We start from the raw sequence: 23727 nt of genomic DNA, 5'->3' as shown, positions 1-23727 counted from the left end.
CCCGGGCGGATGTCGGGGGCCTGAGCCATGATGTCCACCGTGAGCGACCAGAGCCCTGACGACGACGAGGTCCCCGCCGGCGTGCCGGTGGCCGCCGTTCCGGCTGCCGCCCGGGCCGAGGCCCGGCAGCGGTGGCAGGAGCTCGCCGAGCAGGTCGAGGCCGCCCAGTTCGCGTACTACGTGCGGGACGCGCCCACCATCTCCGACGCCGAGTACGACCGCCTCCTGCGTGACCTCGAGGCGCTGGAGGCCGAGCACCCGGACCTGCGGGTGCCCGAGTCGCCGACCCAGCGGGTCGGCGGGACGTTCTCCACCGACTTCACCACCGTCGAGCACCGCCAGCAGATGATGAGCCTGGACGACGTCTTCTCGCTCGAGGAGCTGCGCGAGTGGGCGGCGCGGGTGCACGCGGAGGCCGGACGCAGCGACGTCGCGATGACGTGCGAGCTCAAGGTCGACGGGCTGGCGGTGAGCCTGACCTACGAGGACGGCCGCCTCGTCCGGGGTGCGACCCGCGGGGACGGGCGCACCGGCGAGGACGTCACCCTCAACGTGCGCACCGTCGAGGGTGTCCCGCACCAGCTCGCCGGTGGGCCCCACCCGGCGAGCATCGAGATCCGGGGGGAGGTCTACTTCCCGGTCGAGGCGTTCGAGGCCCTCAACGCCTCCCTGGTGGAGGCGGGCCGGGCCCCGTTCGCCAACCCCCGCAACTCCGCGGCCGGCTCGCTGCGGCAGAAGGACCCCCGCATCACCGCGTCGCGCCGCCTGGCGATGGTCGCCCACGGCATCGGGGCCGTCGACTGGGGGCCGGTGGGAGCGGCCGCCCCGGCCACGCAGTCCGCGCTGTACGAGACGCTGCGCTCGTGGGGGGTCCCGGTCTCGGACCGCACGCGGGTGGTGGACAGCGAGGCCGGCGTCGAGGAGATGATCGCCTACTTCGGTGAGCACCGGCACGACGTCGAGCACGAGATCGACGGGATCGTCGTCAAGGTCGACGACTTCGCGCTGCAGCGCCGCCTGGGTGCCACGTCGCGGGCGCCCCGCTGGGCGGCGGCGTACAAGTACCCGCCGGAGGAGGTCAACACCCGGCTGCTGGACATCCGGGTGCACGTGGGTCGCACCGGCCGGGTGACGCCCTACGGCGTCATGGAGCCGGTGCTGGTGGCCGGCTCGACCGTGGCGATGGCCACCCTCCACAACGCCAACGAGGTCCGTCGCAAGGGCGTCCTCATCGGCGACACGGTGGTCCTGCGCAAGGCCGGCGACGTCATCCCCGAGATCGTGGCCCCCGTCGTCGACCTCCGCGACGGCAGCGAGCGGGAGTTCGTCATGCCCGAGCGGTGTCCCTCGTGCGGCACGCCGCTGGCCCCGGCGAAGGAGGGCGACGTCGACCTGCGCTGCCCCAACGCCCGCTCGTGCCCCGCCCAGCTCACCGAGCGGGTCGCCCACATCGCCGGGCGCGGGGCGCTGGACATCGAGGCGCTCGGCGGCGAGGCGGCGCTGGCCCTGACCGACCCCGAGGCGGGCCGGGAGGAGGCCGCGCTCGCGCTCGCGGTCGAGGCCGGCCACGGACCGGTGCCCACCCCCGACGACCTCGCCGCCGCGGACGCCCGCCTGCCGGAGCGGCAGCGGCCGGTCCTCACGACCGAGGCGGGGCTGTTCGACCTCACCCCCGACGCGCTCGCCGACGTGCGGGTGTGGCGCGAGATCAAGAAGGCGGGCGTCGGCACGGGCCGCTGGGAGCAGCGGCTCTTCTTCTGGACGGCACCGACCTACAGGCGCGACGGCACCCTCGCCCGGCCCTCGAAGCCGACGGCCACCACCGAGCGGATGGTCGCCGAGCTCGACAAGGCCAAGGACAAGCCCCTGTGGCGGGTGCTCGTCGCGCTGTCCATCCGGCACGTCGGCCCCACCGCAGCCCGGGCCGTCGCCACCGAGTACGGCTCGCTCGAGGCGATCCGCGCCGCGACCGAGGAGGAGCTCGCGGCCGTCGACGGTGTCGGTCCGGTCATCGCCGCCGCCCTCAAGGCATGGTTCGAGGAGGACTGGCACCTGGACATCGTCGAGCGGTGGCACGCCGCGGGCGTGCGCATGGCGGACGAGCGCGACACCACCGTCGAGCGCACCCTGGAGGGGCTCACCGTCGTGGTGACCGGCTCCCTCGAGGGCTTCAGCCGCGACTCGGCGAAGGAGGCCATCATCGCCCGGGGCGGCAAGGCCGCCGGGTCGGTGTCGAGGAAGACCGACTTCGTCGTCGTCGGGGAGAACGCCGGGACCAAGGAGGACAAGGCGCGCGCCCTCGGGCGGCCCGTCCTCGACGAGGCGGGCTTCGTCAGCCTCCTGCAGGGCGGTCCGGCAGCGGTGGAGGGCGTCGTCCGGGAGGCGTGAGGTCCGGCGATAATGAGGCCGTGACCCGTACCGCCCGCCTGGCCGTCGACCTCGTCCGGCCCGAGGAGCACGCCCGGGTGGGCGAGCTGTGCGTCGACGCCTATCGGTCCGCGGAGATCCTGGCGCAGGACGACGGTGGTTACGCGGCGACCCTGCGCGACGTGGCCCACCGCGCGGCCGAGACCGTGGTCCTCGTCGCGCGGGAGGGTGGCCGTGTCCTCGGCACCGTCACGCTGGCGCCGCCCGGCAGCGGCTACGCCGACATCGCCGCGGGGGACGAGCTCGAGGTCCGGATGCTCGCGGTCGACCCCGCCGCGCAGCGGCGCGGTGTCGCCGAGGCGCTCCTGCGCGGCGCCGCGGAGTGGGCCCGGGAGCAGGGCTACCCGGCGCTGGTCCTCTCCGTGCTCTCGGTGGACGGTCCGGGCACCCCGCACCGGCTCTACGAGCGGGTGGGGTACCGGCGCGTGCCGGCGCGCGACTACATCGGTGCGTGGGACCCGGCCGCGCTGATGTGGTTCTACGAGCAGCGGGTCTGAGCCTCTGGCGGGGCCGGCGCCGCCCGCACGGGAGCGGTCCGCGCGACCGTCACAGCAGCGGCCCCAGCGGCTTGAGGATCCGTTCGAGCAGCCGGCTGACGTGACCGCGGGCCTCCCACTCCTCGACGGTGAGCCGGCGCGCGTTGGTCATGTCCACCTCGAAGATCCGCTCCATCTCGGCGGCGAGGTCGTCGTCGTGGAGCTCGAGGTTGATCTCGAAGTTCCCCGTCATCGACATGCGGTCGATGTTCGTCGTCCCGACCGTGGTCCAGCGCCCGTCGACCGTCATCGTCTTGGCGTGGACCATCGCTCCCTGGAAGAGCCAGATGCTCACCCCCGCCTCGAGGAGGCGGGAGTAGTAGGTCCGGGCGGCCCAGTCGGCAAGGATGTGGTTGGAGTACTCCGGGATGAGCACCCGCACGTCCACCCCGCGCCGGGCGGCTGCCACCAGCCCGGCGAGGATCTCCCGGTCGGGGATGAAGTAGCCCTGGGTGATGTAGATCCGGTGCTGGGCGCGGTCCATCGCCTCGAGGTAGATCCCCCGGACGGGGAAGATGAGCCGGTTGGGGGAGTTCTGCGCCGCACGGATCCGGGCGTCCCAGGACCGCGCGCCCCGGTCGGGGATCAGCGGGTGGTGCTTCCTGCGGTGGTCGTTCCAGAAGTCGACGAACGCGTTCTCCAGCTCCCACGCGGACGGGCCCTCGACCCGCACGTGGGTGTCACGCCACTGCGTGGCGTAGAGGTCGCCGATGTTGTAGCCGCCCACATAGCCCACCCGGCCGTCGACGACGAGGACCTTGCGGTGGTCGCGGCCGGTCTTGCGCAGGTTGAACGTGACCAGACCCGGGCGGAACAGCGGGAAGCGCAGCACGTGCAGCCCCGGCAGGTCCGGGAAGCGCTTGAACGCCGGGGGGACGACGAGGTTGCCCCAGCTGTCGTAGACGACGTAGACCGTCACCCCGCGCCGGGCGGCCGCGACGAGGGCGTCCTTGAAGGTCTGGCCGACCGTGTCGGACTTCCAGATGAAGGTCTCGAAGTAGATCGTGTCCCGGGCCCCGTGGATCGAGGCCAGCATGTCCTCGTAGAGGTCGGCACCGTAGGTGAAGGTGCGCACCCGCGAGTCGGCGACCTCGACCTCGGCCGGGTCCTTGTGCGGGAACTCCCCGGTCGGTGGCTCGCGGTGCTTGCGCACCCGGTCCACGGCCAGGACCGTCACCACCGCGGCCGTCTGCGCGGCGGCGGTCGCCGCGACGTAGAGGCGGGCCGCCCGCCACACGTGGCGCACAGTCAGGTGGGGCCGGGTCAGCAGGGCGTGGCCGAGGCGCTGGGCGAGCGTCATGGCGCCAACCTATCGGTGCTCACCCCGGCCGGCCCGGGGGCCGCCGCCCCGGGGCGCGCCCGACACCCGGCCCGGCGATACTGGAGCGATGACCACCACCACGACGACAATCTCCACCGACCTGGCCCGGCGCCTGCGGGCGGCCGGCGTGCTCTGGCGGCCGGCGTCGGGGGACCGGTTCCTCGTCGACGCCCCCGAGCTCGCCGGGGAGGTCTTCACCCTCTCCGAGATGACGATCGAGGCGCGCCGGTACGCCACCGGCACGGTCCTGGCGTTCAACGGCACGACGGAGTGGGCCCTGGACTCGGTGATGATCGAGCGGACCCTGTGGCTCCCCCGGGAGGACCAGCTCCGCGAGCTCCTCGGCGGCACGTTCCGCTCGCTGCGGCGCGAGGACCTCTACGTCGTCACCACGGTGGTGCCGGAGGGCTCGCGGGACGTCGAGGTCGAGCACCGCGCGCCCGAGCCGGCCGACGCCTACGCGCTCGCCGTCCTGGACCTCGTGGGCCGCGCCGCCGGCTGAGCCGAGCCCGGCCCGGCGTCTAGACTCGCGGGCATGTCCACCATCTCTTCCGACGAGGTCGCGCGCGTCGCGGCCCTCGCCCGCATCGAGCTGACGCCCGAGGAGGTCGACCGCCTCGCCGGCGAGCTCGACGTCATCGCCACCGCGGTGGCCCGGGTCAGCGAGGTCGCCACGCCCGAGGTGCCCGCCACCTCCCACCCGATCCCGCTGACGAACGTCATGCGCGAGGACGTCGTGGTCGCCACCCTCGACCGCGACGCCGTCATGGCAGCCGCGCCCGCCGCGCAGGACGGGATGTTCGCCGTCCCGCAGATCCTGGGCGAGGACGCATGAGCGCCGACCTCACGCGCCGCACCGCGGCCGAGCTGGCCACCCTCCTGCGCGACGGCGACGTCTCCAGCGTCGAGGTCACCCGCGCCCACCTGGACCGCACGGCCGCCGTCGACGGCGCCGTCCACGCCTTCCTCCACGTCAACACCGACGAGGCGCTGGCCACGGCGGCGGACGTCGACGCCCGCCGCGCCGCCGGCGAGGAGCTGCACGCCCTCGCAGGTGTGCCGATCGCCGTCAAGGACATCGTGGTCACCCAGGGGCAGGTGACCACCGCCGGCTCGAAGATCCTCCAGGGCTGGGTCCCGCCCTACGACGCCACCGTCGTCACCCGCCTGCGGGCCGCCGGCATGCCGATCCTCGGCAAGACCAACCTCGACGAGTTCGCCATGGGCTCCTCGACCGAGCACTCCGCCTACGGCAACACCCACAACCCGTGGGACCTCGACCGGATCCCGGGTGGCTCCGGCGGCGGCTCCGCGGCCGCGGTGGCCGCCTACGAGGCGCCGCTGGCCATCGGCACCGACACGGGCGGGTCCATCCGCCAGCCGGCCGCGGTCACCGGCACGGTCGGGGTGAAGCCGACCTACGGCTCCGTCTCGCGCTACGGGCTCATCGCGCTGGCCTCCTCCCTCGACCAGGCCGGACCCGTCTCGCGCACCGTGCTGGACTCGGCCCTGCTGCACGAGGTCATCGGCGGGCACGACCCGCTGGACTCGACCTCCCTGCCGGGCCACGCCCGCGGCTACGCCGACGCGGCCCGCGACGGCGACCTGGCCGGCGTGCGCGTGGGCATCGTGCGCGAGCTCGGCGGTGAGGGCTACCAGGAGGGCGTCCGCGCCCGGTTCGAGGAGTCCGTCGCCCTGCTCGAGCAGGCCGGCGCGGAGGTCGTGGAGGTCTCCTGCCCGAGCTTCGACTACGCCCTGGCCGCCTACTACCTCATCCTGCCGGCCGAGTGCTCGTCGAACCTCGCCAAGTTCGACGGCATGCGCTTCGGGCTGCGGGTCGAGCCGGCCGACGGCCCGGCCACCGCCGAGCGCGTCATGGCCGCCACCCGCGGCGCCGGGTTCGGCGACGAGGTCAAGCGCCGCGTCATCCTGGGTACGCACGCGCTGTCCGCGGGCTACTTCGACGCCTACTACGGCTCCGCGCAGAAGGTGCGCACCCTCATCCAGCGCGACTTCGCGGCGGCGTTCGACCAGGCCGACGTCCTCGTCTCGCCGACCACGCCGACGACGGCGTTCCGGCTGGGGGAGAAGCTCGACGACCCGCTCGCCATGTACCTCAACGACGTCGCGACCATCCCGGCGAACCTCGCCGGGATCCCCGGCATGTCACTGCCTGCCGGACTGAGCGACGACGGCCTGCCCGTGGGGTTCCAGATCCTCGCCCCGGCGCGCGAGGACGCCCGGCTCTACCGGGTGGGCGGTGCGCTCGAGCGCCTGCTGGAGGAGAGGTGGGGCGGGCCGATCCTCGGCCGTGCCCCGGAGCTGGAGGTGGCCCGATGAGCGCGACGCTGGTGGACCTCGACGAGGCCCTTGACCGCTACGACCCGGTGCTCGGGATCGAGGTCCACGTCGAGCTCGGCACGGCGTCGAAGATGTTCGACGGCGCCCCGCAGACCTTCGGCGCGGAGCCCAACACCGCCGTCACCCCCGTCTCGCTCGGCCTGCCGGGCGCCCTGCCGGTCGTCAACGGCAAGGCGGTGGAGTACGCCGTGCGGATCGGGCTGGCCCTGAACTGCCGGATCGCCGAGACGTGCCGGTTCGCCCGGAAGAACTACTTCTACCCCGACGTGCCGAAGAACTTCCAGACGTCCCAGTACGACGAGCCCATCGCCTACGACGGCCACCTCGACGTCGAGCTCGAGGACGGCACGGTCTTCCGCGTGGAGATCGAGCGCGCGCACATGGAGGAGGACGCCGGGAAGAACACCCACGTCGGCGGGTCGACCGGGCGCATCCAGGGCGCGGAGTACTCCCTCGTGGACTACAACAGGGCCGGCATCCCCCTGGTGGAGATCGTCACCCGCCCGATCGAGGGCGCCGGCCGGCGGGCCCCGGAGGTGGCGCGCGCCTACGTCGCCGCCCTGCGGGACATCTTCCGCGCCCTCGGCGTCTCCGAGGCCCGGATGGAGCGCGGCAACGTCCGGGCCGATGTCAACGTCTCCCTGCGCCCGAGCCCGGACTCCCCGCTCGGCACCCGGACGGAGACGAAGAACGTCAACTCCTTCCGCTCCGTCGAGCGCGCGGTGCGTCACGAGATCTCCCGCCAGGCCGCCGTCCTCGACGCCGGTCGGGCCGTGGTCCAGGAGACCCGGCACTGGCACGAGGACACCGGCTCCACCTCGCCCGGCCGGGTGAAGTCCGACGCCGAGGACTACCGGTACTTCCCGGAGCCGGACCTCGTGCCGCTGGCCCCGCCCCGGGAGTGGGTCGAGCAGATCCGGGCCTCGCTGCCCGAGATGCCCGCCGTGCGCCGCCGGCGGCTCCAGGCGGAGTGGGGCTTTGCCGACGCCGAGATGCGCGACCTCGTCAACGCCGGCGCGGGCGACCTCGTCGAGGCCACCGTGGCCGCGGGCGCGAGCCCGGCCGCGGCCCGCAAGTGGTGGATGGGGGAGCTGTCCCGGACCGCCAAGACCGCGGGCGTCACGCTCGAGGAGCTCGCGGTGACCCCCGCGCAGGTCGCCGAGCTCGCGGCCCTCGTCGATGCCGGTCGCATCAACGACAAGCTCGCCCGGCAGGTGCTCGAGGGCGTTCTCGCCGGTGAGGGCTCGCCGGAAGAGGTCGTCGTGGCCCGTGGGCTGGAGGTCGTCTCCGACGACGGCGCGCTCGAGGCGGCCGTGGACGAGGCCATCGCCGCCAACCCTGACGTGGTGGAGAAGATCCGCGGCGGCAAGGTCCAGGCGGCCGGCGCGATCGTCGGGGCCGTGATGAAGGCGACCCGCGGTCAGGCCGACGCCGGCCGGGTCCGCGAGATCCTCATGGCGCGCATCGGCTGAGCCGTCGCGCCCGTCGCCGTGGCGCGACGAGAACGGAGAGAGGGGCCCCCGGCGTGACGACCGGGGCCCCTCTCTCCGTTCAGGTCGTGGGTGTCAGCGGAGCCAGCTGTTGCCGACCTTGCCGGCCCACCACTTGCCCAGGCCCCACGTGTCGCCCGAGAGGGTGACGGCGGAGATGATGAGGAGCATGGCCTCGACCCAGTGCGAGTCCGTGATGGGGTTCGTGCCGCCCAGGGCCAGGGGCAGCTCGGCGAGGTACATGAAGAGCATGAGCAGGGTGCCGCCGACGGCGGCGATCTTCAGGCCCGCCCCGGCGATCATGGCTACGCCGATGCCGAGCAGACCGAACATGAAGAGGAAGTCGCCGAACGGGTTGGCGAAGACCTGGAAGACGCCGTGGAACGGGCCCTCGATGCCCTTGATGAAGCCCTGGGCGGGAGTGCCGCCGTTGATCCAGGCGCGCTCGGTGGGGGTCATGTAGCCCAGGCCGAGCAGCTTGTCGACGAAGGCCCAGAGGAAGACCCAGCCGATGATGATGCGGCCGACAGCCAGGGTCTTGCGCACGGCGGAGGAGGTGACGATCTCCTCCTGGAACGTCGTCGTCCCGGGAGCGGTGCGGTGCGGGGTTGCGGTTGCCATGGTTGCTCTCCTTGTGAGCATCGGGTGAGCCGGTGTGGTAGCTCTTGACGAAAGACTGACAGGGCGCATTGTCCGATTCTTGGGGCGAAAGTCCCGGTGCGCCGTAAATCCCCCGCTCGTCCCTCCCGGGGCATGTGGGCCCTTTCTCCCGCGAACGGCTATCTGGCCCGTCTGACCTGCGCGGATGTCCCAGGAGGGGCGCGACGTCAGGGTCCGGGCCGCGCCGCTGGGACGCCTCACCGGATTTCCCGGTCCGGACATTTTCGGCGATTTCGTGACCACGTGACCTTGACAGGGGCGGTCCTCGCACGCTTGGATTCATCGCACGGAACGTAAGTTCCGACAGACGGAAGTGGGGGAGTGGATGGTCGACCTGCCCGGCGGTCTCGCGCGGTTCAACGGCGCCACGCCGGAGGACGCGCTCGCCACCGCGATGAGCTGTGCGGCGGTGCCGCGCTGGGCGCGGGAGGTGACGGCGGGCCGACCGTACCCCGTCGTCGCCGCCGCGCTCGAGCGGGCACGCGTCGCGGCGGTGCCGTTCACCGACGACGAGGTCGACGCCGCCCTCGCCCGGCACCCGCGCATCGGGCAGCGCCCCACGACGGACGGGCGCGACGCCGAGCACTCCCGGCGTGAGCAGGCCGGCGTCGGGCACGACCCGGAGCTCGCGCGGCGGCTCGAGGAGGGCAACCGCAGGTACGAGGACCGGTTCGGCCACGTCTTCCTCATCCGGGCGGCCGGCCGGGACGCCGCGCAGATCCTCGCGGCGCTCGAGGAGCGCCTGGGCAACGACCCAGCCACGGAACGTCGGGTGGCCGCCGAGCAGCTGCGTGAGATCGCCGTCCTGAGACTCGAGGGAGAGCTGTCGTGACCTCGCACGTGACCACCCACGTCCTCGACGCCGTCGCCGGCGCGCCCGCCGCGGGCGTCGCGGTGACCCTGGCCCGTCACGGCGCCGACGGCACCACCGAGGTGGCCGCCGCCGTGACCGACGCCGACGGGCGGTGCCACGACCTCGGGCCGGCCCGCCTGGAGCCGGGGACCTACCGTCTGGTCCTGGCCACGGGTCCGTACTTCGCCGCCCGGGGCACCGAGACCTTCTACCCGCAGGTCACCGTCGACTTCCGGGTCGAGGAGGGGCGGGAGCACTACCACGTCCCGCTCCTGCTGAGCCCGTTCGCGTACACCACCTACCGCGGCAGCTGAGCGCCGCCCGAGACCGGACCACCGAGGAGCGAGCATGACCGAGAGCACGGCGACGCCCACGATCGCGCTGGGCGAGAACCAGTACGGCAAGGCCGAGGTGCGCCTGGTGCGCATCGACCGCGACACCGAGCGGCACCGCATCACCGACCTGTCGGTCACGTCCCAGCTGCGCGGGGAGTTCACGGTCGCCCACACCGAGGGCGACAACGCCCCGGTCGTCCCGACCGACACCCAGAAGAACACCGTCTTCGCCCTCGCCCGCGACGGCGTGGGGGCGCCCGAGGCGTTCGCCCTGCGCCTGGCCGAGCACTTCACGTCGTCCTTCGACTGGGTCACCGGTGGGCGGTGGGCGGTCCAGCAGTACTCCTGGGACCGCATCCCGAGCGCCCTGACGTCCCACGTCACCGACGGCACGCACGACCACGCCTTCGTCCGGGGCGGCACCGAGACCCGCACCGCCGTCGTCCAGCGCGACGGCGACGACGTCTTCGTCGTGGCGGGGCTGGAGGACCTGGCGGTGCTGAAGTCCACCGGGTCGGAGTTCCACGGCTTCCCGAAGGACCGCTACACGACGCTGCCGGAGACGGCGGACCGGATCCTCGCGACGTCGGTGACGGCCCGCTGGCGCTACCTCGACGAGGTCGACTACGACGCGGTCTTCGCCGACGTCCGCCGGATCATGCTCGAGACCTTCGCCGACGTCCACTCCCTCGCCCTCCAGCAGACGCTGTACCGGATGGGCGAGCGGGTGCTCGCCGAGCACGGCGACATCGGGGAGATCCGCTTCTCCATGCCGAACCTCCACCACTTCCTCGTGGACCTGGAGCCCTTCGGCCTGGACAACCCCGGCGAGGTCTTCTACGCGGCGGACCGGCCCTACGGGCTCATCGAGGCCGAGGTGCGCCGCACCGACGTAGACCCGGAGCCCCGCGCCTGGGCGAGCGTGACCGGCTTCTGCTGAGCGGGGCGGTCAGTGGGTGCCGAGCAGCTCGGCCGTGATGCGGGCGGCGACCTCCTGGAGCACCGGGACGGCCCGCTCGCCGAACGCGTCGGTCACCCGGACCGCGGGCCCGGAGATCGACACCGCGGCCGGGGTGGGGGCGTCCGGCACGGCGACCGCGTAGCACCGCACCCCGAGCTCCTGCTCGCCGTCGTCGACGGCGTAGCCCTGGGCGCGGATCCGGTCGAGCTCGGTGATGAGCGCGTCCGGGTCGGTGATGGACAGCTCGGTCTGGGCCGGCATCCCTGCACGCGCGACGATCTCGCGGACCGTCGCGTCGGGGAGCTGGGCGAGCACGGCCTTGCCCACGCCGGTGCAGTGGCAGAACACCCGGCGTCCCACCTCGGTGAACATTCGCATCGAGTGCCCGGAGGCGGCCTGCGCGACGTAGACGGCCATGTCGCGGTCGATCATCGCGAGGTTGACCGTCTCGCCGAGCTCACGCGCCACCTGCTCGAGGTGCGGCCGGGCCCCGGCGCCGAGCTGTCGGCCGGCCCCCTCGCCGAGCCGGATGAGGTTGGGGCCGAGGGTGTAGCGGCGGGAGGGCGCCTGCCGGGCGTAGCCGCGGGCGACGAGGGTGCGCATGAGCCGGTGGATGGTCGGCATCGGCAGTCCCGAGGCCGCCGCCAGCTCGCTGAGGGTGGCGTCGCCGCCGAGGTCGGTCATCGCCTCGAGGAGGTCGATCGCCCTGTCCACGGACTGCACGCCCTGGCTGCTCGACACCTGCTGCTCCTCCCGCCGCCGGTGGGAACCGGCTCGTCCCACGACCTGCCACCACAATGCCTACCAGAGTTCGCTTGGCAGAACTAGTCTTCCAGATAACGAAATCACCGGCGGGGCGACGTCGCCCCCGCCCGACAGGAACGAGAACGCCATGGTCATGCCCAGCCCCAGCTACACCATCACCCTGCGGGTGGAGGTCCCCGCCTCCCAGCGCGCCACGTCGACCGTCGTCTCGACCGTCGCCGAGGCCGGCGCCGCGGTGATGGGCGTCGACATCGCGCACTCCTCCCCGACGAAGCTCACCGTCGACGTCACCTGCGACACCGTGGACACCGAGCACGGCGAGCGGGTCGTCGCGGCCCTCAACGCCCTCGAGGGCGTGCACGTCCTGAAGTGGTCCGACTCGACGTTCCTCATGCACCTCGGCGGCAAGATCGAGGTCAACGCGAAGGTCCCGCTCAAGACCCGCCGCGACCTCTCCCGCGCCTACACCCCGGGCGTCGCCCGGGTCTGCCTGGCCATCGCCGAGAAGCCGGAGGACGCCCGGCGCCTGACCATCAAGCGCAACACCGTCGCGGTCGTCACCGACGGCACCGCCGTCCTCGGCCTGGGCGACATCGGGCCCGCGGCCGCGCTGCCGGTCATGGAGGGCAAGGCGGCGCTGTTCAAGGAGTTCGGCGGTGTCGACGCGTGGCCGGTGTGCCTGGACACCAAGGACACCGAGGAGATCATCTCCATCGTCAAGGCGCTGGCGCCGGTCTACGGCGGGGTCAACCTCGAGGACATCTCGGCCCCGCGGTGCTTCGAGATCGAGGCGCGCCTGCGCGAGGAGCTCGACATCCCCGTCTTCCACGACGACCAGCACGGCACGGCCATCGTCGTCCTTGCCGCGCTCATCAACGCCCTCAAGGTCGTGGACAAGAAGCTCGAGGACGTGCGCATCGTCGTCTCCGGCGTCGGCGCCGCGGGCAGCGCGATCATCCGGCTGCTCAAGGCCCAGGGGGCCCGCCACATCATCGGCTTCGGCCGCGGCGGCGCCCTGCACCGGGGGGCGACCAACGGCGACGAGTACCGGCGCTGGATCGCGGAGAACACGAACGAGGAGGGTTTCACGGGCACGCTCAAGGAGGGCATGGCCGGGGCCGACGTCTTCATCGGAGTCTCCGCCGGCAACATCCTCACCGGGGCAGACGTGGCCACCATGAACGACGACGCGATCGTCTTCGCGCTGGCGAACCCCACCCCGGAGGTGGACCCGATCGAGGCCGGCGAGACGGCCGCCGTCGTGGCGACCGGCCGGTCGGACTACCCGAACCAGATCAACAACGTCCTGGCCTTCCCGGGTCTGTTCCGCGGCCTGCTCGACGCCGGCGCCCACGTCATCAGCGACGAGATGCTGCGGGTGGCGGCCGTGGCCATCGCCGAGGTCGTCGGCGACGACGAGCGCAACGGCGCCTTCATCATCCCCGGCGTCTTCGACCACCGCGTGGCCGAGGCCGTCGCCGAGGCCGTGCGCTCCCAGACGGTGGCCGAGAAGGGCGGGTCCGCCGCCGAGGCCGAGCGGTGACGGCCCGCACCGTCCTGGACGGCGCCGACCTCGCCGCCGTCGACGAGCTCCTCGCCGCGGCCGACGCCCACCTCTCCGGCGCCTACCCGGGCGACGACGGTTCGCGCCAGCCGGTCCACACCGTCTATGTGCCGGCCGACCGCTACCGGGCGGGGCTGGCGCAGGACTGGGGCCGGCAGGCGCTGGAGGCGGTCGAGACCGCGGGCGGCGCGGCGGCGCTCGTCGAGGCGGTGGGCGTGGCGGACCCGCTGCGCGAGGACGTCGCGCGGCGGGTGGCGGAGAAGCTCGACCGCGAGCCGGTCGAGGACCTGCGCATCGACCTCGAGGACGGCTACGGCGACCACGGTGACGCCGAGGACGACGTCGCCCTCGCCGCCGCGCGCCACCTGCGGGCCGAGCTCGACGCGGGCACCGCCACCCCCTTCGTGGGGATCCGGTTCAAGAGCCTCGAACGGCCCACCCGCGCGCGCGGCCTGCGCTCGCTCGACCTGTTCCTCTCCGGCCTGGCCGGCTCGGGCGACCTGCCGGCCGGCCTCGTCGTGACCCTGCCGAAGGTGACCTCGGTCGACCAGGTCCGGGCGATGGTCCTCGTCTGCGCGGCCCTCGAGCGGGCGCACGGGCTGGCCCCCGGGCGCCTGCGCTTCGAGGTCCAGGTCGAGACCCCCCAGGCGATCCTCGGCGCCGACGGCACGGCCCCGGTCGCGGCCATGGTGCACGCGGGGGCCGGACGGGTGAGCGGGCTGCACTACGGGACCTACGACTACTCCGCAGCCCTGGGGATCGCCGCGGCCCACCAGTCCATGGAGCACCCCGTCGCCGACCACGCCAAGGCCGTCATGCAGCTCGCCGCGGCCGGCACCGGCGTGCGCCTGTCCGACGGCTCCACGAACGTCCTGCCGGTGGGGGAGCCGGATCGGGTGCGCGAGGCCTGGTCGCTGCACGGCCGGCTCGTCCGCCGCTCGCTCGAGCGCGGCTACTACCAGGGCTGGGACCTCCACCCCGCCCAGCTGCCCAGCCGGTTCGCGGCCACGTACGCGTTCTACCGGGAGGGCCTCGCCACGGCCACGGACCGTCTGGGCGCCTACCTGGACGGCGCGGCGGGCGGCGTCCTCGACGAGCCGGCCACGGCGCGCGCGCTGGCGTGGTTCCTGCGCCGCGGTCTCGACTGCGGCGCCGTGGACGGCGAGGAGCTGCGCTCGGCCGGTCTCGACCCGTCCCAGGTGGCCAGGCTCGCCGCCGGGCGGGGGTGAGGCGCCCGGGGTTGACCCGTGCGGCGGTCACCCTTAGGCTTTCACAACTAGGAAGCAACATTCCATGATGTGGAAGTGAGGCCAGGGTGACCATCCCGTACACCGTGAACTGCTCGATCCTCCTCACGGACCTGCCGCTGCTCGAGCGCCCCGCCGCAGCCCGCGCCGCGGGCTTCGACGGGATCGAGCTGTGGTGGCCGTTCCCCACCTCGGCCCCCGACGCCGCCGACGTCGACACGCTCGTCCGCGCGATCGACGACGCCGGGGTGGCGCTCACCGGCCTGAACTTCAACGCCGGTGACATGCCCGGCGGTGACCGCGGGCTCGTCTCGTGGCCCGAGCGCTCGGAGGAGCTGCGCGCGAACCTCGACGTCGTCACCGCCATCGGCGAGCGCACCGGCTGCCGGGCGTTCAACGCCCTCTACGGCAACCGGGTCGAGGGCGCCGACCCCGCCGTCCAGGACGCGGTCGGTGCGGAGAACCTCGCCCTGGCCGCCCGGGCGGTGGGCCGGATCGGCGGGACGGTCCTGCTCGAGCCGGTCTCCGGGACGCCCGCGTACCCGCTGAAGTCCTCCGCCGACGTCGTCGCCGTGCTCGACCGGGTGGCGCAGGAGCACGGCGAGACGAACCTCGGGCTGCTCCTCGACGTCTTCCACATCTCCGTCAACGGCGGGGACGTCGACGCGGACCTGGCCGCCTACCGCGACCGGGTCGCGCACGTCCAGATCGCCGACGCCCCGGGGCGCGGCGCGCCCGGCTCGGGCGAGCTGCCCATCTCCCGCTGGATCGAGGACCTGCGCGCCGGCGGTTACGCCGGACCCGTGGGCCTGGAGTACAAGACGACCGACGCCGACCCCTTCGCCTGGCTCCCGCGCGAGCAGCGCGCCGCCCGGGCCTGAGCGCCACCGAGACGGAAGGACCTCCATGAAGATCGCATTCATCGGCCTGGGCATCATGGGCAGCCCGATGGCCGTCCACCTGCAGAACGCCGGGCACGACGTCACCGGGTACAACCGCAGCCTGGAGAAGACCCGTGCCCTCGTCGAGGCCGGCGGCACCGCCGCGTCCTCGGTCGCGGACGCCGTCGCCGGCGCCGAGGTGGTCGCCGTCATGGTGCCGGACTCCCCGGACGTCACCGAGGTGCTCGCCGGCGAGGACGGGGTCTTCGCCAACGCCGCCACGGGCGCGCTGGTCATCGACTTCTCCACGATCCGTCCCGACGTCACCGCCGAGCTCGCGGAGCAGGCGCGGGAGAAGGGCTTCCGCCTGCTCGACGCCCCGGTCTCCGGCGGCGAGGCCGGCGCGAAGAACGCCGCCCTGTCGATCATGGTCGGCGGCTCCGCCGAGGACTTCGCGGCCGCGCAGCCGGTGCTCGAGGCGGTCGGGAAGACGATCGTCCACGTGGGTCCGTCGGGCTCGGGCCAGACCGTCAAGGCCGCCAACCAGCTCATGGTGGCCGGCAACATCGCCCTCCTCGCCGAGGCGGTGATCTTCCTCGAGGCCTACGGCGTGGACACCGCCGCCGCCGTGAAGGTCCTCGGCGGGGGGCTCGCGGGCTCGGCCGTGCTCGACCAGAAGGCCCAGAAGATGCTGGACCGCTCCTTCGAGCCCGGGTTCCGCATCGAGCTGCACCACAAGGACCTCGGCATCGTCACCTCCGCCGCTCGGGAGGCCGGCGTCGTCATCCCGCTCGGGGCGGTCGTCGCCCAGCTCATGGCCTCGGCCCGGGCGAACGGTGACGGCGGGCTCGACCACTCCGGCCTCCTCCGCGTGGTCGAGCGGCTCTCCGGCCGCTCGGACTGACCGCCACCCGCCCCACCGCCCGCCGGCCCCACCGCCGGCGGGCGCACCGACCCACTGCGCGCCGGCCACAACGCCGGCGGGCGCACCGACCCACCGCGCGCCGGCCACAACGGCGACCCGCGCCACGGGCGCTCGTCACGACGCCGTGACGGCCCGCCCGGCGCCGCACCCATCCGAGCACCCAGCGGGCCCAGCCCGCCGCAGAAGAATCGAGACCGACATGCCTCGCATGCGAGCCGTCGACGCCGCCGTCGCCATCCTCGAGAAGGAGGGCGCCACCCAGGCCTTCGGGCTGCCCGGCGCCGCCATCAACCCGTTCTACGACGCGATGCGCCGCCACGGCGGCATCCGTCACGTCCTGGCCCGCCACATGGAGGGCGCCTCCCACATGGCCGACGGGTTCTCCCGGGCGGCGCCGGGCAACATCGGCATCTGCGTGGGCACCTCCGGGCCTGCCGGGACGGACATGATCACCGGCCTGTACGCCGCCCACGCCGACTCGATCCCGATGCTGTGCATCACCGGCCAGGCGCCGGTGGCGAAGCTGGACAAGGAGGACTTCCAGGCCGTCGACATCGCCGCCATCGCGGCCCCCGTGACGAAGATGGCCAAGACCGTCCTCGAGGCGGGGCAGGTCCCCGGTGTCCTCGCCCAGGCGTTCCAGCTCATGCGGTCCGGCCGGCCCGGACCGGTGCTCATCGACCTGCCGATCGACGTCCAGACCGCCGAGATCGAGTTCGACCCCGACACCTACGAGCCGCTGCCCGTCGTCCGTCCCGCCGCGACCCGCGCGCAGGTGGAGAAGGCGCTGGACATGCTCGGCGCCGCCGAGCGCCCGCTCCTCGTGGCCGGTGGTGGCATCGTCAACTCCGGCGGCGAGGACCTCCTCGTCGAGCTCGCCGAGACCCTCGACGTCCCCGTCGTCCCCACCCTCATGGGCTGGGGCACCATTCCCGACGACCACCGCCTCGCCGCCGGGATGGTCGGCATCCAGACCTCCCAGCGCTACGGCAACGCGACGTTCCTGGAGTCCGACCTCGTCCTCGGCGTGGGCAACCGGTGGGCCAACCGCCACACCGGCGGCCTGGACACCTACCGCTGCGGCCGCACCTTCGTCCACGTCGACATCGAGCCCACCCAGATCGGGCGCGTCTTCGCCCCCGACCTCGGCATCGTCTCCGACGCGAAGGCCTTCCTCGCGCTCGCCGTCGAGGTGGCCCGCGAGCGGCGCGACGCCGGCGCCCTGCCGGACCGCTCGGCCTGGGTCGAGGCCACCGCCGCCCGTAAGCGCGAGCTGGTGCGCCGGACCGACTTCGACGAGATCCCCATCAGGCCCCAGCGGGTCTACCAGGAGATGAACCGCGCGTTCGACCGGGACACCGTCTACGTCACGACCATCGGTCTGTCCCAGATCGCCGGCGCCCAGCACTTGAACGTCTACCGGCCCCGGCACTGGGTCAACGCCGGGCAGGCGGGGCCGCTGGGCTGGACGGGCCCTGCCGCGCTCGGGGTGGCCACCGCCCGCCCCGACGCCGAGGTGGTGGCGCTCTCGGGCGACTACGACTTCCAGTTCATGCTCGAGGAGCTCGCGGTCGGCGCCCAGCACCACCTGCCCTACGTCCACGTCGTCGTCAACAACGCCTACCTCGGCCTCATCCGGCAGTCGCAGCGCGCCTTCGAGATGGACTACCACGTCTCGCTCGCCTTCGAGAACGTCAACTCCCCCGACGGCGGCGGCTACGGCGTCGACCACGTCAAGGTCGCCGAGGCGCTCGGGTGCAAGGCCATGCGGGTGACGGACCCGGAGGACCTGGCCACCGCCTTCACCAAGGCTCAGGCCACCGCGCAGGAGTTCCGCGTCCCGGTCGTCGTCGAGGTCATCCTCGAGCGGGTCACCAACATCCCCATGGGGGCCGAGCTCGACGGCGTCAACGAGTTCGAGGACATCGTGCTCTCGGCCGAGGACTCCACCACGGCCGCCGCGATGCTGGACTGAGCCGTGCTGAACGGTCCGGGGGTGCGGAGCAGGCGCACGGCACAGAGCGGGCAGACGTCGGCGCCCTCTGCTGGGATGGGGTCATGAAGGTCGTCCTCGCCCCGGACAAGTTCAAGGGTTCGCTGACGGCGGCACAGGTGGGCTCCCACCTGGCCGCGGGACTCCGGCGCGCCGTCCCGGACCTGGACGTCGACGTCCTGCCGGTCGCCGACGGCGGCGAGGGGACGGTCGAGGCCGCGCTCGCCGCCGGCTTCGAGCCGGTCGCCGTCGGGGCCACCGGCCCGCTGGGCGAGCCCGTCCACGCCAGGTACGCCCGCCGGGGCGGGACCGCGGTGGTGGAGATGGCGGCGGTGACCGGTCTGCAGATGCTCGACCCCGACCCCACGACCGCCCGGCGCGCCTCCTCGCGGGGGCTGGGCGAGGTCATCGCCCACGCCCTCGACGCCGGGGCCCGGGAGGTCGTCGTCGGCATCGGGGGCTCGGCCAGCACCGATGGCGGCGCGGGGATGCTCGCCGCTCTCGGGGCCCGCCTCACCGGTCCGGACGGCGAGCTGCCCGACGGCGGGGCGGCGCTGGCCGACGTCACCGGCGTGGACCTGGCCGGCCTCCACCCCGGGCTCGGCGCGGCCACGCTCGTGCTGGCCTCCGACGTCGACAACCCGCTTCTCGGCTCGCACGGCGCCGCCGCGGTGTACGGCCCGCAGAAGGGCGCCGACCCCACCGCCGTCGCCGAGCTCGACGCGGCCCTCGCCACCTGGGTGCGGGCCCTGGCGCGCGCCGGCGCGGACGGTGCGCAGGACCTGGCCTCGGCGCCGTCGGCCGGCGCCGCCGGGGGCGTCGGGTTCGCCCTGCTGCTGCTGGGCGCCCGGCGCCGGCCGGGGATCGAGGTGGTCCTCGACCTCGCCGGCTTCGCCGCGCGCGTGGCCGGGGCGGACCTCGTCGTCACCGGCGAGGGCAGCCTCGACGAGCAGTCCCTCCACGGCAAGGCCCCGGTGGGGGTGGCCGCAGCCGCCGGCGCCGTGCCCGTGGTCGCCGTGTGCGGGTCGTCCACGCTCGACCCGGCCCGGGCCCGCGCCGCCGGCATCGCGGCCGTCCACGCCCTCACCGACCTCGAGCCCGACGTCGCCACGTGCATCGCCGAGGCGGGGCCGCTGCTCGAGCGTCTCGCCGAGCGGATCGCCGCCGCGCACCTCGACGGCCGGCCCGCCGTCGCGCCGCTGGACCTCGTCGTGCGCGGCCGCCGGGTCCTCACCCCGCAGGGGTGGCGCGCGGCCGAGGTGGGCGTGCGCGACGGGGTCGTCGTCGAGGTCGCCGACCTCGGTGCCGGGCTCGTCGCGACCGAGACGCTCGACCTGGCCGAGGACGAGGTGCTCGTCCCCGGTCTGGTGGACACCCACGTCCACGTCAACCAGCCGGGCCGCACCGAGTGGGAGGGCTTCGCCAGCGCCACCCGGGCCGCGGCCGCCGGGGGCGTGACGACCATCGTGGACATGCCGCTGAACTCCGTCCCGCCGACGACCGACGTCGCGGCCCTGGAGGTCAAGCGTGCCGAGGCCGAGGGAGGCGTCCACGTCGACGTCGCCTTCTGGGGTGGCGCCGTCCCGGGCAGCACCGCCGACCTCGCCCCGCTGCACGAGGCGGGCGTCATGGGCTTCAAGTGCTTCCTCGTCGACTCCGGGGTCGAGGAGTTCGGCCACCTCGACGCCGCCGAGCTCGAGCGGGACCTGGCCGAGCTGGCGCGGCTGGACGCCCTCATGGTCGTCCACGCCGAGGACCCGGGCGTCATCGGCGCCGCGCCCGAGCCCCACGGCCCCCGCTACGCGGACTTCCTGGCCTCGCGCCCGCCCGCCGCGGAGGAGGCGGCGATCGCCACCCTCCTCGGCGCCGCGGCGAGGACCGGCGCCCGGGTGCACGTCCTGCACCTCTCCGACGCCGCCGCGCTGCCCCTCATCGCCCGCGCCCGCGCCGAGGGCGTGCGGGTCAGCGTCGAGACCTGCCCCCACTACCTCACCCTCGAGGCCGAGGACGTCCCGGACGGCGCCACCGCGTTCAAGTGCTGCCCGCCCATCCGCGGCGCCGCCAACCAGGACGCGCTGTGGCAGGGCCTGCGCGACGGCGCCATCGACATCGTCGTCACCGACCACTCGCCCTCGACCCCGGACCTCAAGGCGCTCGACACCGGCGACTTCGGCGAGGCCTGGGGCGGCGTGGCCTCGCTCCAGCTCGGCCTCGCGGCGGTGTGGACCGAGGCCCGGTCCCGAGGGGTGGCGCTGGAGGAGGTGGTGCGGTGGATGTCGACCGCGCCGGCCGCCCTGGTCGGGCTGGACCGCAAGGGGGCCATCGCGCCGGGCAAGGACGCCGACCTCGCCGTCCTGGCGCCGGAGGAGTCCTTCGACGTCGACCCGGCGCGCCTGCACCACCGCAACCCGGTCACCCCCTACGCCGGCCGCCGCCTGACCGGCGTCGTGCGGCGCACCCTGCTGCGCGGCCGGACCATCACCGACGTCCCCACCGGGACGCTGCTACGACGAGGAGACGCATGAACCACGCCGCCGACGCGGGCGCCCCCGACTTCACCGCCCTGACCGACCTGGCGTCCCGCTCGCTCGGCGCCGGCGTGATCGCCGCCAACGACGAGCTGTTCGCCCAGCGGGAGAACCTCATCAACCCGTGGCCGGCGGCCTTCGACCCCGGCGACTTCGGCCACAAGGGCAAGGTGTACGACGGCTGGGAGACCCGCCGTCGCCGTGAGCCCGGCAACGACTGGGCGATCGTCCGGCTGGGGGCGCCGGGCGTCGTGCGCGGCGTCGTCGTCGACACCGCCTGGTTCCGCGGGAACTATCCCCCCTTCATCTCGGTCGAGGCCACGGCGGCGGACGGGTACCCGTCCGTGGCCGACCTCGCCGAGGCCGAGTGGACCACCCTCGTCGCAAGGACCGACTGCGCCGGCGACACCAAGAACTACTACGCGGTCGAGGACGGTCGCTGGTGGACCCACGTGCGCCTGTCGATCTACCCCGACGGCGGGGTGGCCCGCCTGCGCGTGCACGGCGAGGTGGTCGAGGACCCGCGCTTCCTCACCGGCACGATCGACCTCGTCGCCGCGGAGAACGGCGGGCGCCTCGCGGCCACGTCCGACGCCTTCTACTCCTCGCCGGCGCAGATCATCATGCCCGGCCGGGCCCGCAACATGGGGGAGGGGTGGGAGAACGCCCGGCGCCGGGGGGGCGGCAACGACTTCGCCGTCTTCGCGCTCGGCCGGCGCGGTACCGCCCGCCACCTGGAGATCGACACCGGCTACTACGTCGGCAACGCGCCCGGCTGGGTGCGGGTGAGTGCGGCCGACGTCCTGGACGGCGACCTCGAGGGCGCCACCTGGACCGAGATCCTGCCCCGGGTCGCGGTCCAGCCGGACACGCGGCACCGGTTCCTCACGGCGGTGGCCGCCGAGGCCACCCACGTGCGTCTGGACGTCTACCCCGACGGCGGTCTGAGCCGGTTCCGGGTGTGGGGCGAGGTCGCGGCCGAGGCGCTGGAGGAGGCCCGGCAGCGGTGGGCGGAACGCCGGTGAACGGGTCTGGCGCAGCGGCGTCACGGCTCCGGCCTACCTGGCGGCTCGCGTTGACCAGGGATGAGCCCACGTCTACAGTTTCCACTGGGAAGACATGTCGTTCCGTATCGCGAAAGTAGGGGAGTCATTTGACCACCACGCAGGGTCTCGAGATCACCGGACCGATCGGCGAGAGGTACGAGGAGGTACTCACCCCGGCCGCGCTCGACCTCGTCGCACGGCTGCACCGTGAGCTGAACGCCAGGCGCCTGGAGCTCCTCGAGGCGCGCACGGCGCGGGTCGCCGACCTCGCGAACGGGGGCACCCTGGACTTCCTCCCGGAGACCGCGCACGTGCGCGAGGACGAGAGCTGGCAGGTCGCCCCGCCGGCCCCCGGGCTCGTCGACCGCCGGGTGGAGATCACCGGCCCCACCGACCGCAAGATGACCATCAACGCGCTGAACTCCGGCGCGAAGGTCTGGCTCGCCGACCACGAGGACGCCAACACCCCGCAGTGGGAGTCCGTGGTGGGCGGCCAGCTCAACCTGCTCGACGCGATCAACCGCACCATCGACTTCACCGCCGAGAACGGCAAGGAGTACAAGCTCCGCGCCGACGACGAGCTCGCCACCATCGTGGTCCGCCCGCGCGGCTGGCACCTGCCCGAGAAGCACATCCTCGTCGACGGCGAGGAGACCTCCGGCTCCCTCGTGGACTTCGCCCTGTACGTCGCCACCGCGGGCCTGCGCCAGATCGAGAAGGGCCTCGGGCCGTACTTCTACCTGCCGAAGATGGAGTCGCACCTCGAGGCGCGGCTGTGGAACGACGCGTTCAACCTCGCCCAGGACGCGCTCGGCATCCCGCGGGGCACCATCCGCGCGACCGTCCTCATCGAGACCTACCCCGCGGCCTTCGAGATGGAGGAGATCCTCTACGAGCTGCGTGAGCACTCCGCGGGCCTCAACGCCGGACGGTGGGACTTCATGTTCTCCGTCATCAAGTCCTTCCGCACCCGCGGCAAGGAGTTCATGCTCCCCGACCGCAACGCGGTGACGATGACGGTGCCGTTCATGCGCGCCTACACCGAGCTGCTCGTGCGCACGTGCCACAAGCGCGGCGCCCACGCCATCGGCGGCATGGCGGCCTTCATCCCCTCCAAGGACCCCGAGGTCAACGCCGCGGCCTTCGAGAAGGTGCGCGCGGACAAGACCCGCGAGGCCGAGGACGGCTTCGACGGCTCCTGGGTGGCCCATCCCGGCATGGTGGAGCTGTGCAAGGAGGTCTTCACCGACAAGCTCGGCGACCGGCCCAACCAGCTCGACCGCAGGCGCGAGGACGTCCACGTCACCGCGGCCCAGCTCCTCGACGTCTCCGCCACCCCCGGCGACGTCACCGAGGCGGGGCTGCGCAACAACATCTCCGTCGGCATCCAGTACCTCAAGGCGTGGCTCGAGGGGCTCGGTGCGGTGGCGATCTTCAACCTCATGGAGGACGCCGCGACGGCGGAGATCTCGCGCTCGCAGGTGTGGCAGTGGCTCCACAACGACGTCACCCTCGCCGACACCGGGCACAAGGTGACCCGGGAGCTCATCGACCGGATCGTCGCCGAGGAGATTGCCAAGCTGCCGGGCGAGGCCTCGGACTACGACCGCGCCAGGGAGACGTTCCTCGAGGTCGCCGTCGCCGACGACTACGCCGACTTCCTCACCCTCCCGGCCTACGAGCGGATGCCGTAGGCCGCACCGCGGCGGGGTACGCCCGCCGCACGGGCGCGGCGGGGGCTCCCCGCCGCGCCCCGCACGGCCCCACCGGCTGTCGCCGGCGGGTGCGGGCCCGGCACCCCCGGGCCCGTGACGACCCCTCCCCGGACGGGGAG

General features: G+C 73.6%; 20 protein-coding genes and 1 pseudogene. 18 read left to right on the top strand and 3 right to left on the bottom strand.

Annotation, left to right across the window (positions count from 1 at the left end):
* The first annotated feature begins 81 nt into the window (after positions 1–81).
* On the top strand, positions 82–2388 hold the full coding sequence (ligA, locus tag AAEM63_RS12850) for an NAD-dependent DNA ligase LigA (RefSeq protein WP_341361367.1): 2307 nt from the start codon (positions 82–84) through the stop codon (positions 2386–2388).
* A gap of 20 nt (positions 2389–2408) precedes the next feature.
* On the top strand, positions 2409–2924 hold the full coding sequence (locus AAEM63_RS12845) for a GNAT family N-acetyltransferase (RefSeq protein WP_341358650.1): 516 nt from the start codon (positions 2409–2411) through the stop codon (positions 2922–2924).
* 49 nt (positions 2925–2973) lie between these two features.
* Here AAEM63_RS12845 and AAEM63_RS12840 read toward each other — a convergent pair whose 3' ends face one another.
* The gene (locus AAEM63_RS12840) at positions 2974–4263 is read right to left on the bottom strand and encodes a phospholipase D-like domain-containing protein (protein ID WP_341358649.1); all 1290 of its coding nucleotides are present in this window, start codon (positions 4261–4263) and stop codon (positions 2974–2976) included.
* 88 nt (positions 4264–4351) lie between these two features.
* On the opposite strand from AAEM63_RS12840, the gene AAEM63_RS12835 reads away from it, so the two are divergent.
* The 4 genes from AAEM63_RS12835 to gatB are packed head-to-tail and all read left to right on the top strand — an operon-like array spanning position 4352 to position 8117.
* Positions 4352–4786 (top strand): pilus assembly protein CpaE, encoded by a 435-nt coding sequence (locus AAEM63_RS12835; protein ID WP_341358648.1) that lies wholly within the window; start codon positions 4352–4354, stop codon positions 4784–4786.
* A gap of 33 nt (positions 4787–4819) precedes the next feature.
* A complete protein-coding gene (gatC, locus tag AAEM63_RS12830; RefSeq protein WP_123913711.1) occupies positions 4820–5119 on the top strand; it encodes an Asp-tRNA(Asn)/Glu-tRNA(Gln) amidotransferase subunit GatC in 300 nt (99 codons plus the stop codon).
* Entirely contained in the window at positions 5116–6624 is a 1509-nt protein-coding gene (gatA, locus tag AAEM63_RS12825) for an Asp-tRNA(Asn)/Glu-tRNA(Gln) amidotransferase subunit GatA (RefSeq protein ID WP_341358647.1), read from the top strand. The genes gatC and gatA overlap by 4 nt, the downstream gene beginning before the upstream one ends.
* Positions 6621–8117, top strand: coding sequence for an Asp-tRNA(Asn)/Glu-tRNA(Gln) amidotransferase subunit GatB (gene gatB / locus AAEM63_RS12820; RefSeq protein ID WP_341358646.1), 1497 nt, complete (start codon positions 6621–6623; stop codon positions 8115–8117). Before gatA ends, gatB begins: the two co-directional genes overlap by 4 nt.
* 93 nt (positions 8118–8210) lie before the next feature.
* Here the strand turns inward: gatB and AAEM63_RS12815 are convergent, their stop codons facing one another.
* The gene (locus AAEM63_RS12815; protein ID WP_341358645.1) at positions 8211–8756 is read right to left on the bottom strand and encodes a DoxX family protein; all 546 of its coding nucleotides are present in this window, start codon (positions 8754–8756) and stop codon (positions 8211–8213) included.
* Positions 8757–9120: 364 nt separating this feature from the next.
* Between AAEM63_RS12815 and uraD the strand changes: the two genes are divergently transcribed.
* The 3 genes from uraD to pucL are packed head-to-tail and all read left to right on the top strand — an operon-like array spanning position 9121 to position 10923.
* Positions 9121–9627: a 2-oxo-4-hydroxy-4-carboxy-5-ureidoimidazoline decarboxylase gene (uraD, locus tag AAEM63_RS12810; RefSeq protein ID WP_341358644.1), complete on the top strand. Its 507-nt coding sequence runs from the start codon at positions 9121–9123 to the stop codon at positions 9625–9627.
* Positions 9624–9962: a hydroxyisourate hydrolase gene (uraH, locus tag AAEM63_RS12805; RefSeq protein WP_341358643.1), complete on the top strand. Its 339-nt coding sequence runs from the start codon at positions 9624–9626 to the stop codon at positions 9960–9962. Before uraD ends, uraH begins: the two co-directional genes overlap by 4 nt.
* A 34-nt stretch (positions 9963–9996) precedes the next feature.
* Positions 9997–10923: a factor-independent urate hydroxylase gene (gene pucL, locus AAEM63_RS12800; protein ID WP_341358642.1), complete on the top strand. Its 927-nt coding sequence runs from the start codon at positions 9997–9999 to the stop codon at positions 10921–10923.
* 9 nt (positions 10924–10932) lie between these two features.
* Here the strand turns inward: pucL and AAEM63_RS12795 are convergent, their stop codons facing one another.
* The gene (locus tag AAEM63_RS12795) at positions 10933–11628 is read right to left on the bottom strand and encodes an IclR family transcriptional regulator (protein WP_341361366.1); all 696 of its coding nucleotides are present in this window, start codon (positions 11626–11628) and stop codon (positions 10933–10935) included.
* Between the two features lie 208 nt (positions 11629–11836).
* Here AAEM63_RS12795 and AAEM63_RS12790 point away from each other — a divergent pair, with 208 nt between their 5' ends.
* The 9 genes and pseudogenes from AAEM63_RS12790 to aceB all read left to right on the top strand — a co-directional run bounded on the left by AAEM63_RS12790 (position 11837) and on the right by aceB (position 23587).
* Positions 11837–13252, top strand: coding sequence for an NAD-dependent malic enzyme (locus tag AAEM63_RS12790; protein ID WP_341358641.1), 1416 nt, complete (start codon positions 11837–11839; stop codon positions 13250–13252).
* The gene (locus AAEM63_RS12785; RefSeq protein WP_341358640.1) at positions 13249–14502 is read left to right on the top strand and encodes an aldolase/citrate lyase family protein; all 1254 of its coding nucleotides are present in this window, start codon (positions 13249–13251) and stop codon (positions 14500–14502) included. The genes AAEM63_RS12790 and AAEM63_RS12785 overlap by 4 nt, the downstream gene beginning before the upstream one ends.
* 92 nt (positions 14503–14594) lie before the next feature.
* Positions 14595–15401, top strand: a complete 807-nt coding sequence (locus AAEM63_RS12780; RefSeq protein WP_341361365.1) for a TIM barrel protein — start codon at positions 14595–14597, stop codon at positions 15399–15401.
* A gap of 25 nt (positions 15402–15426) precedes the next feature.
* Positions 15427–16305: a 2-hydroxy-3-oxopropionate reductase gene (locus AAEM63_RS12775; protein ID WP_341358639.1), complete on the top strand. Its 879-nt coding sequence runs from the start codon at positions 15427–15429 to the stop codon at positions 16303–16305.
* Positions 16306–16525: 220 nt separating this feature from the next.
* Positions 16526–18301 carry a glyoxylate carboligase gene (gene gcl / locus AAEM63_RS12770; RefSeq protein ID WP_341358638.1) on the top strand — a complete coding sequence of 592 codons (1776 nt, stop codon included), beginning with the start codon at positions 16526–16528 and terminating at the stop codon, positions 18299–18301.
* An 83-nt stretch (positions 18302–18384) separates the two neighbouring features.
* A pseudogene (locus AAEM63_RS12765) lies at positions 18385–19476 on the top strand (glycerate kinase); the annotation flags it as partial.
* A 42-nt stretch (positions 19477–19518) separates the two neighbouring features.
* Complete coding sequence (gene allB / locus AAEM63_RS12760; RefSeq protein WP_341361364.1) at positions 19519–20844, top strand: allantoinase AllB; 1326 nt, start codon at positions 19519–19521, stop codon at positions 20842–20844.
* Entirely contained in the window at positions 20841–21872 is a 1032-nt protein-coding gene (alc, locus tag AAEM63_RS12755) for an allantoicase (protein ID WP_341358637.1), read from the top strand. Before allB ends, alc begins: the two co-directional genes overlap by 4 nt.
* Positions 21873–22000: 128 nt before the next feature.
* On the top strand, positions 22001–23587 hold the full coding sequence (aceB, locus tag AAEM63_RS12750; RefSeq protein ID WP_341358636.1) for a malate synthase A: 1587 nt from the start codon (positions 22001–22003) through the stop codon (positions 23585–23587).
* Positions 23588–23727: the final 140 nt, after the last annotated feature.

Origin of the sequence: Georgenia sp. M64 (genome assembly GCF_038049925.1) — a bacterium.
Lineage (GTDB): Bacteria > Actinomycetota > Actinomycetes > Actinomycetales > Actinomycetaceae > Georgenia.
The sequence above is the reverse complement of the archived record's forward strand: the minus strand, read 5'-3'. Positions and strand labels throughout refer to the sequence as shown.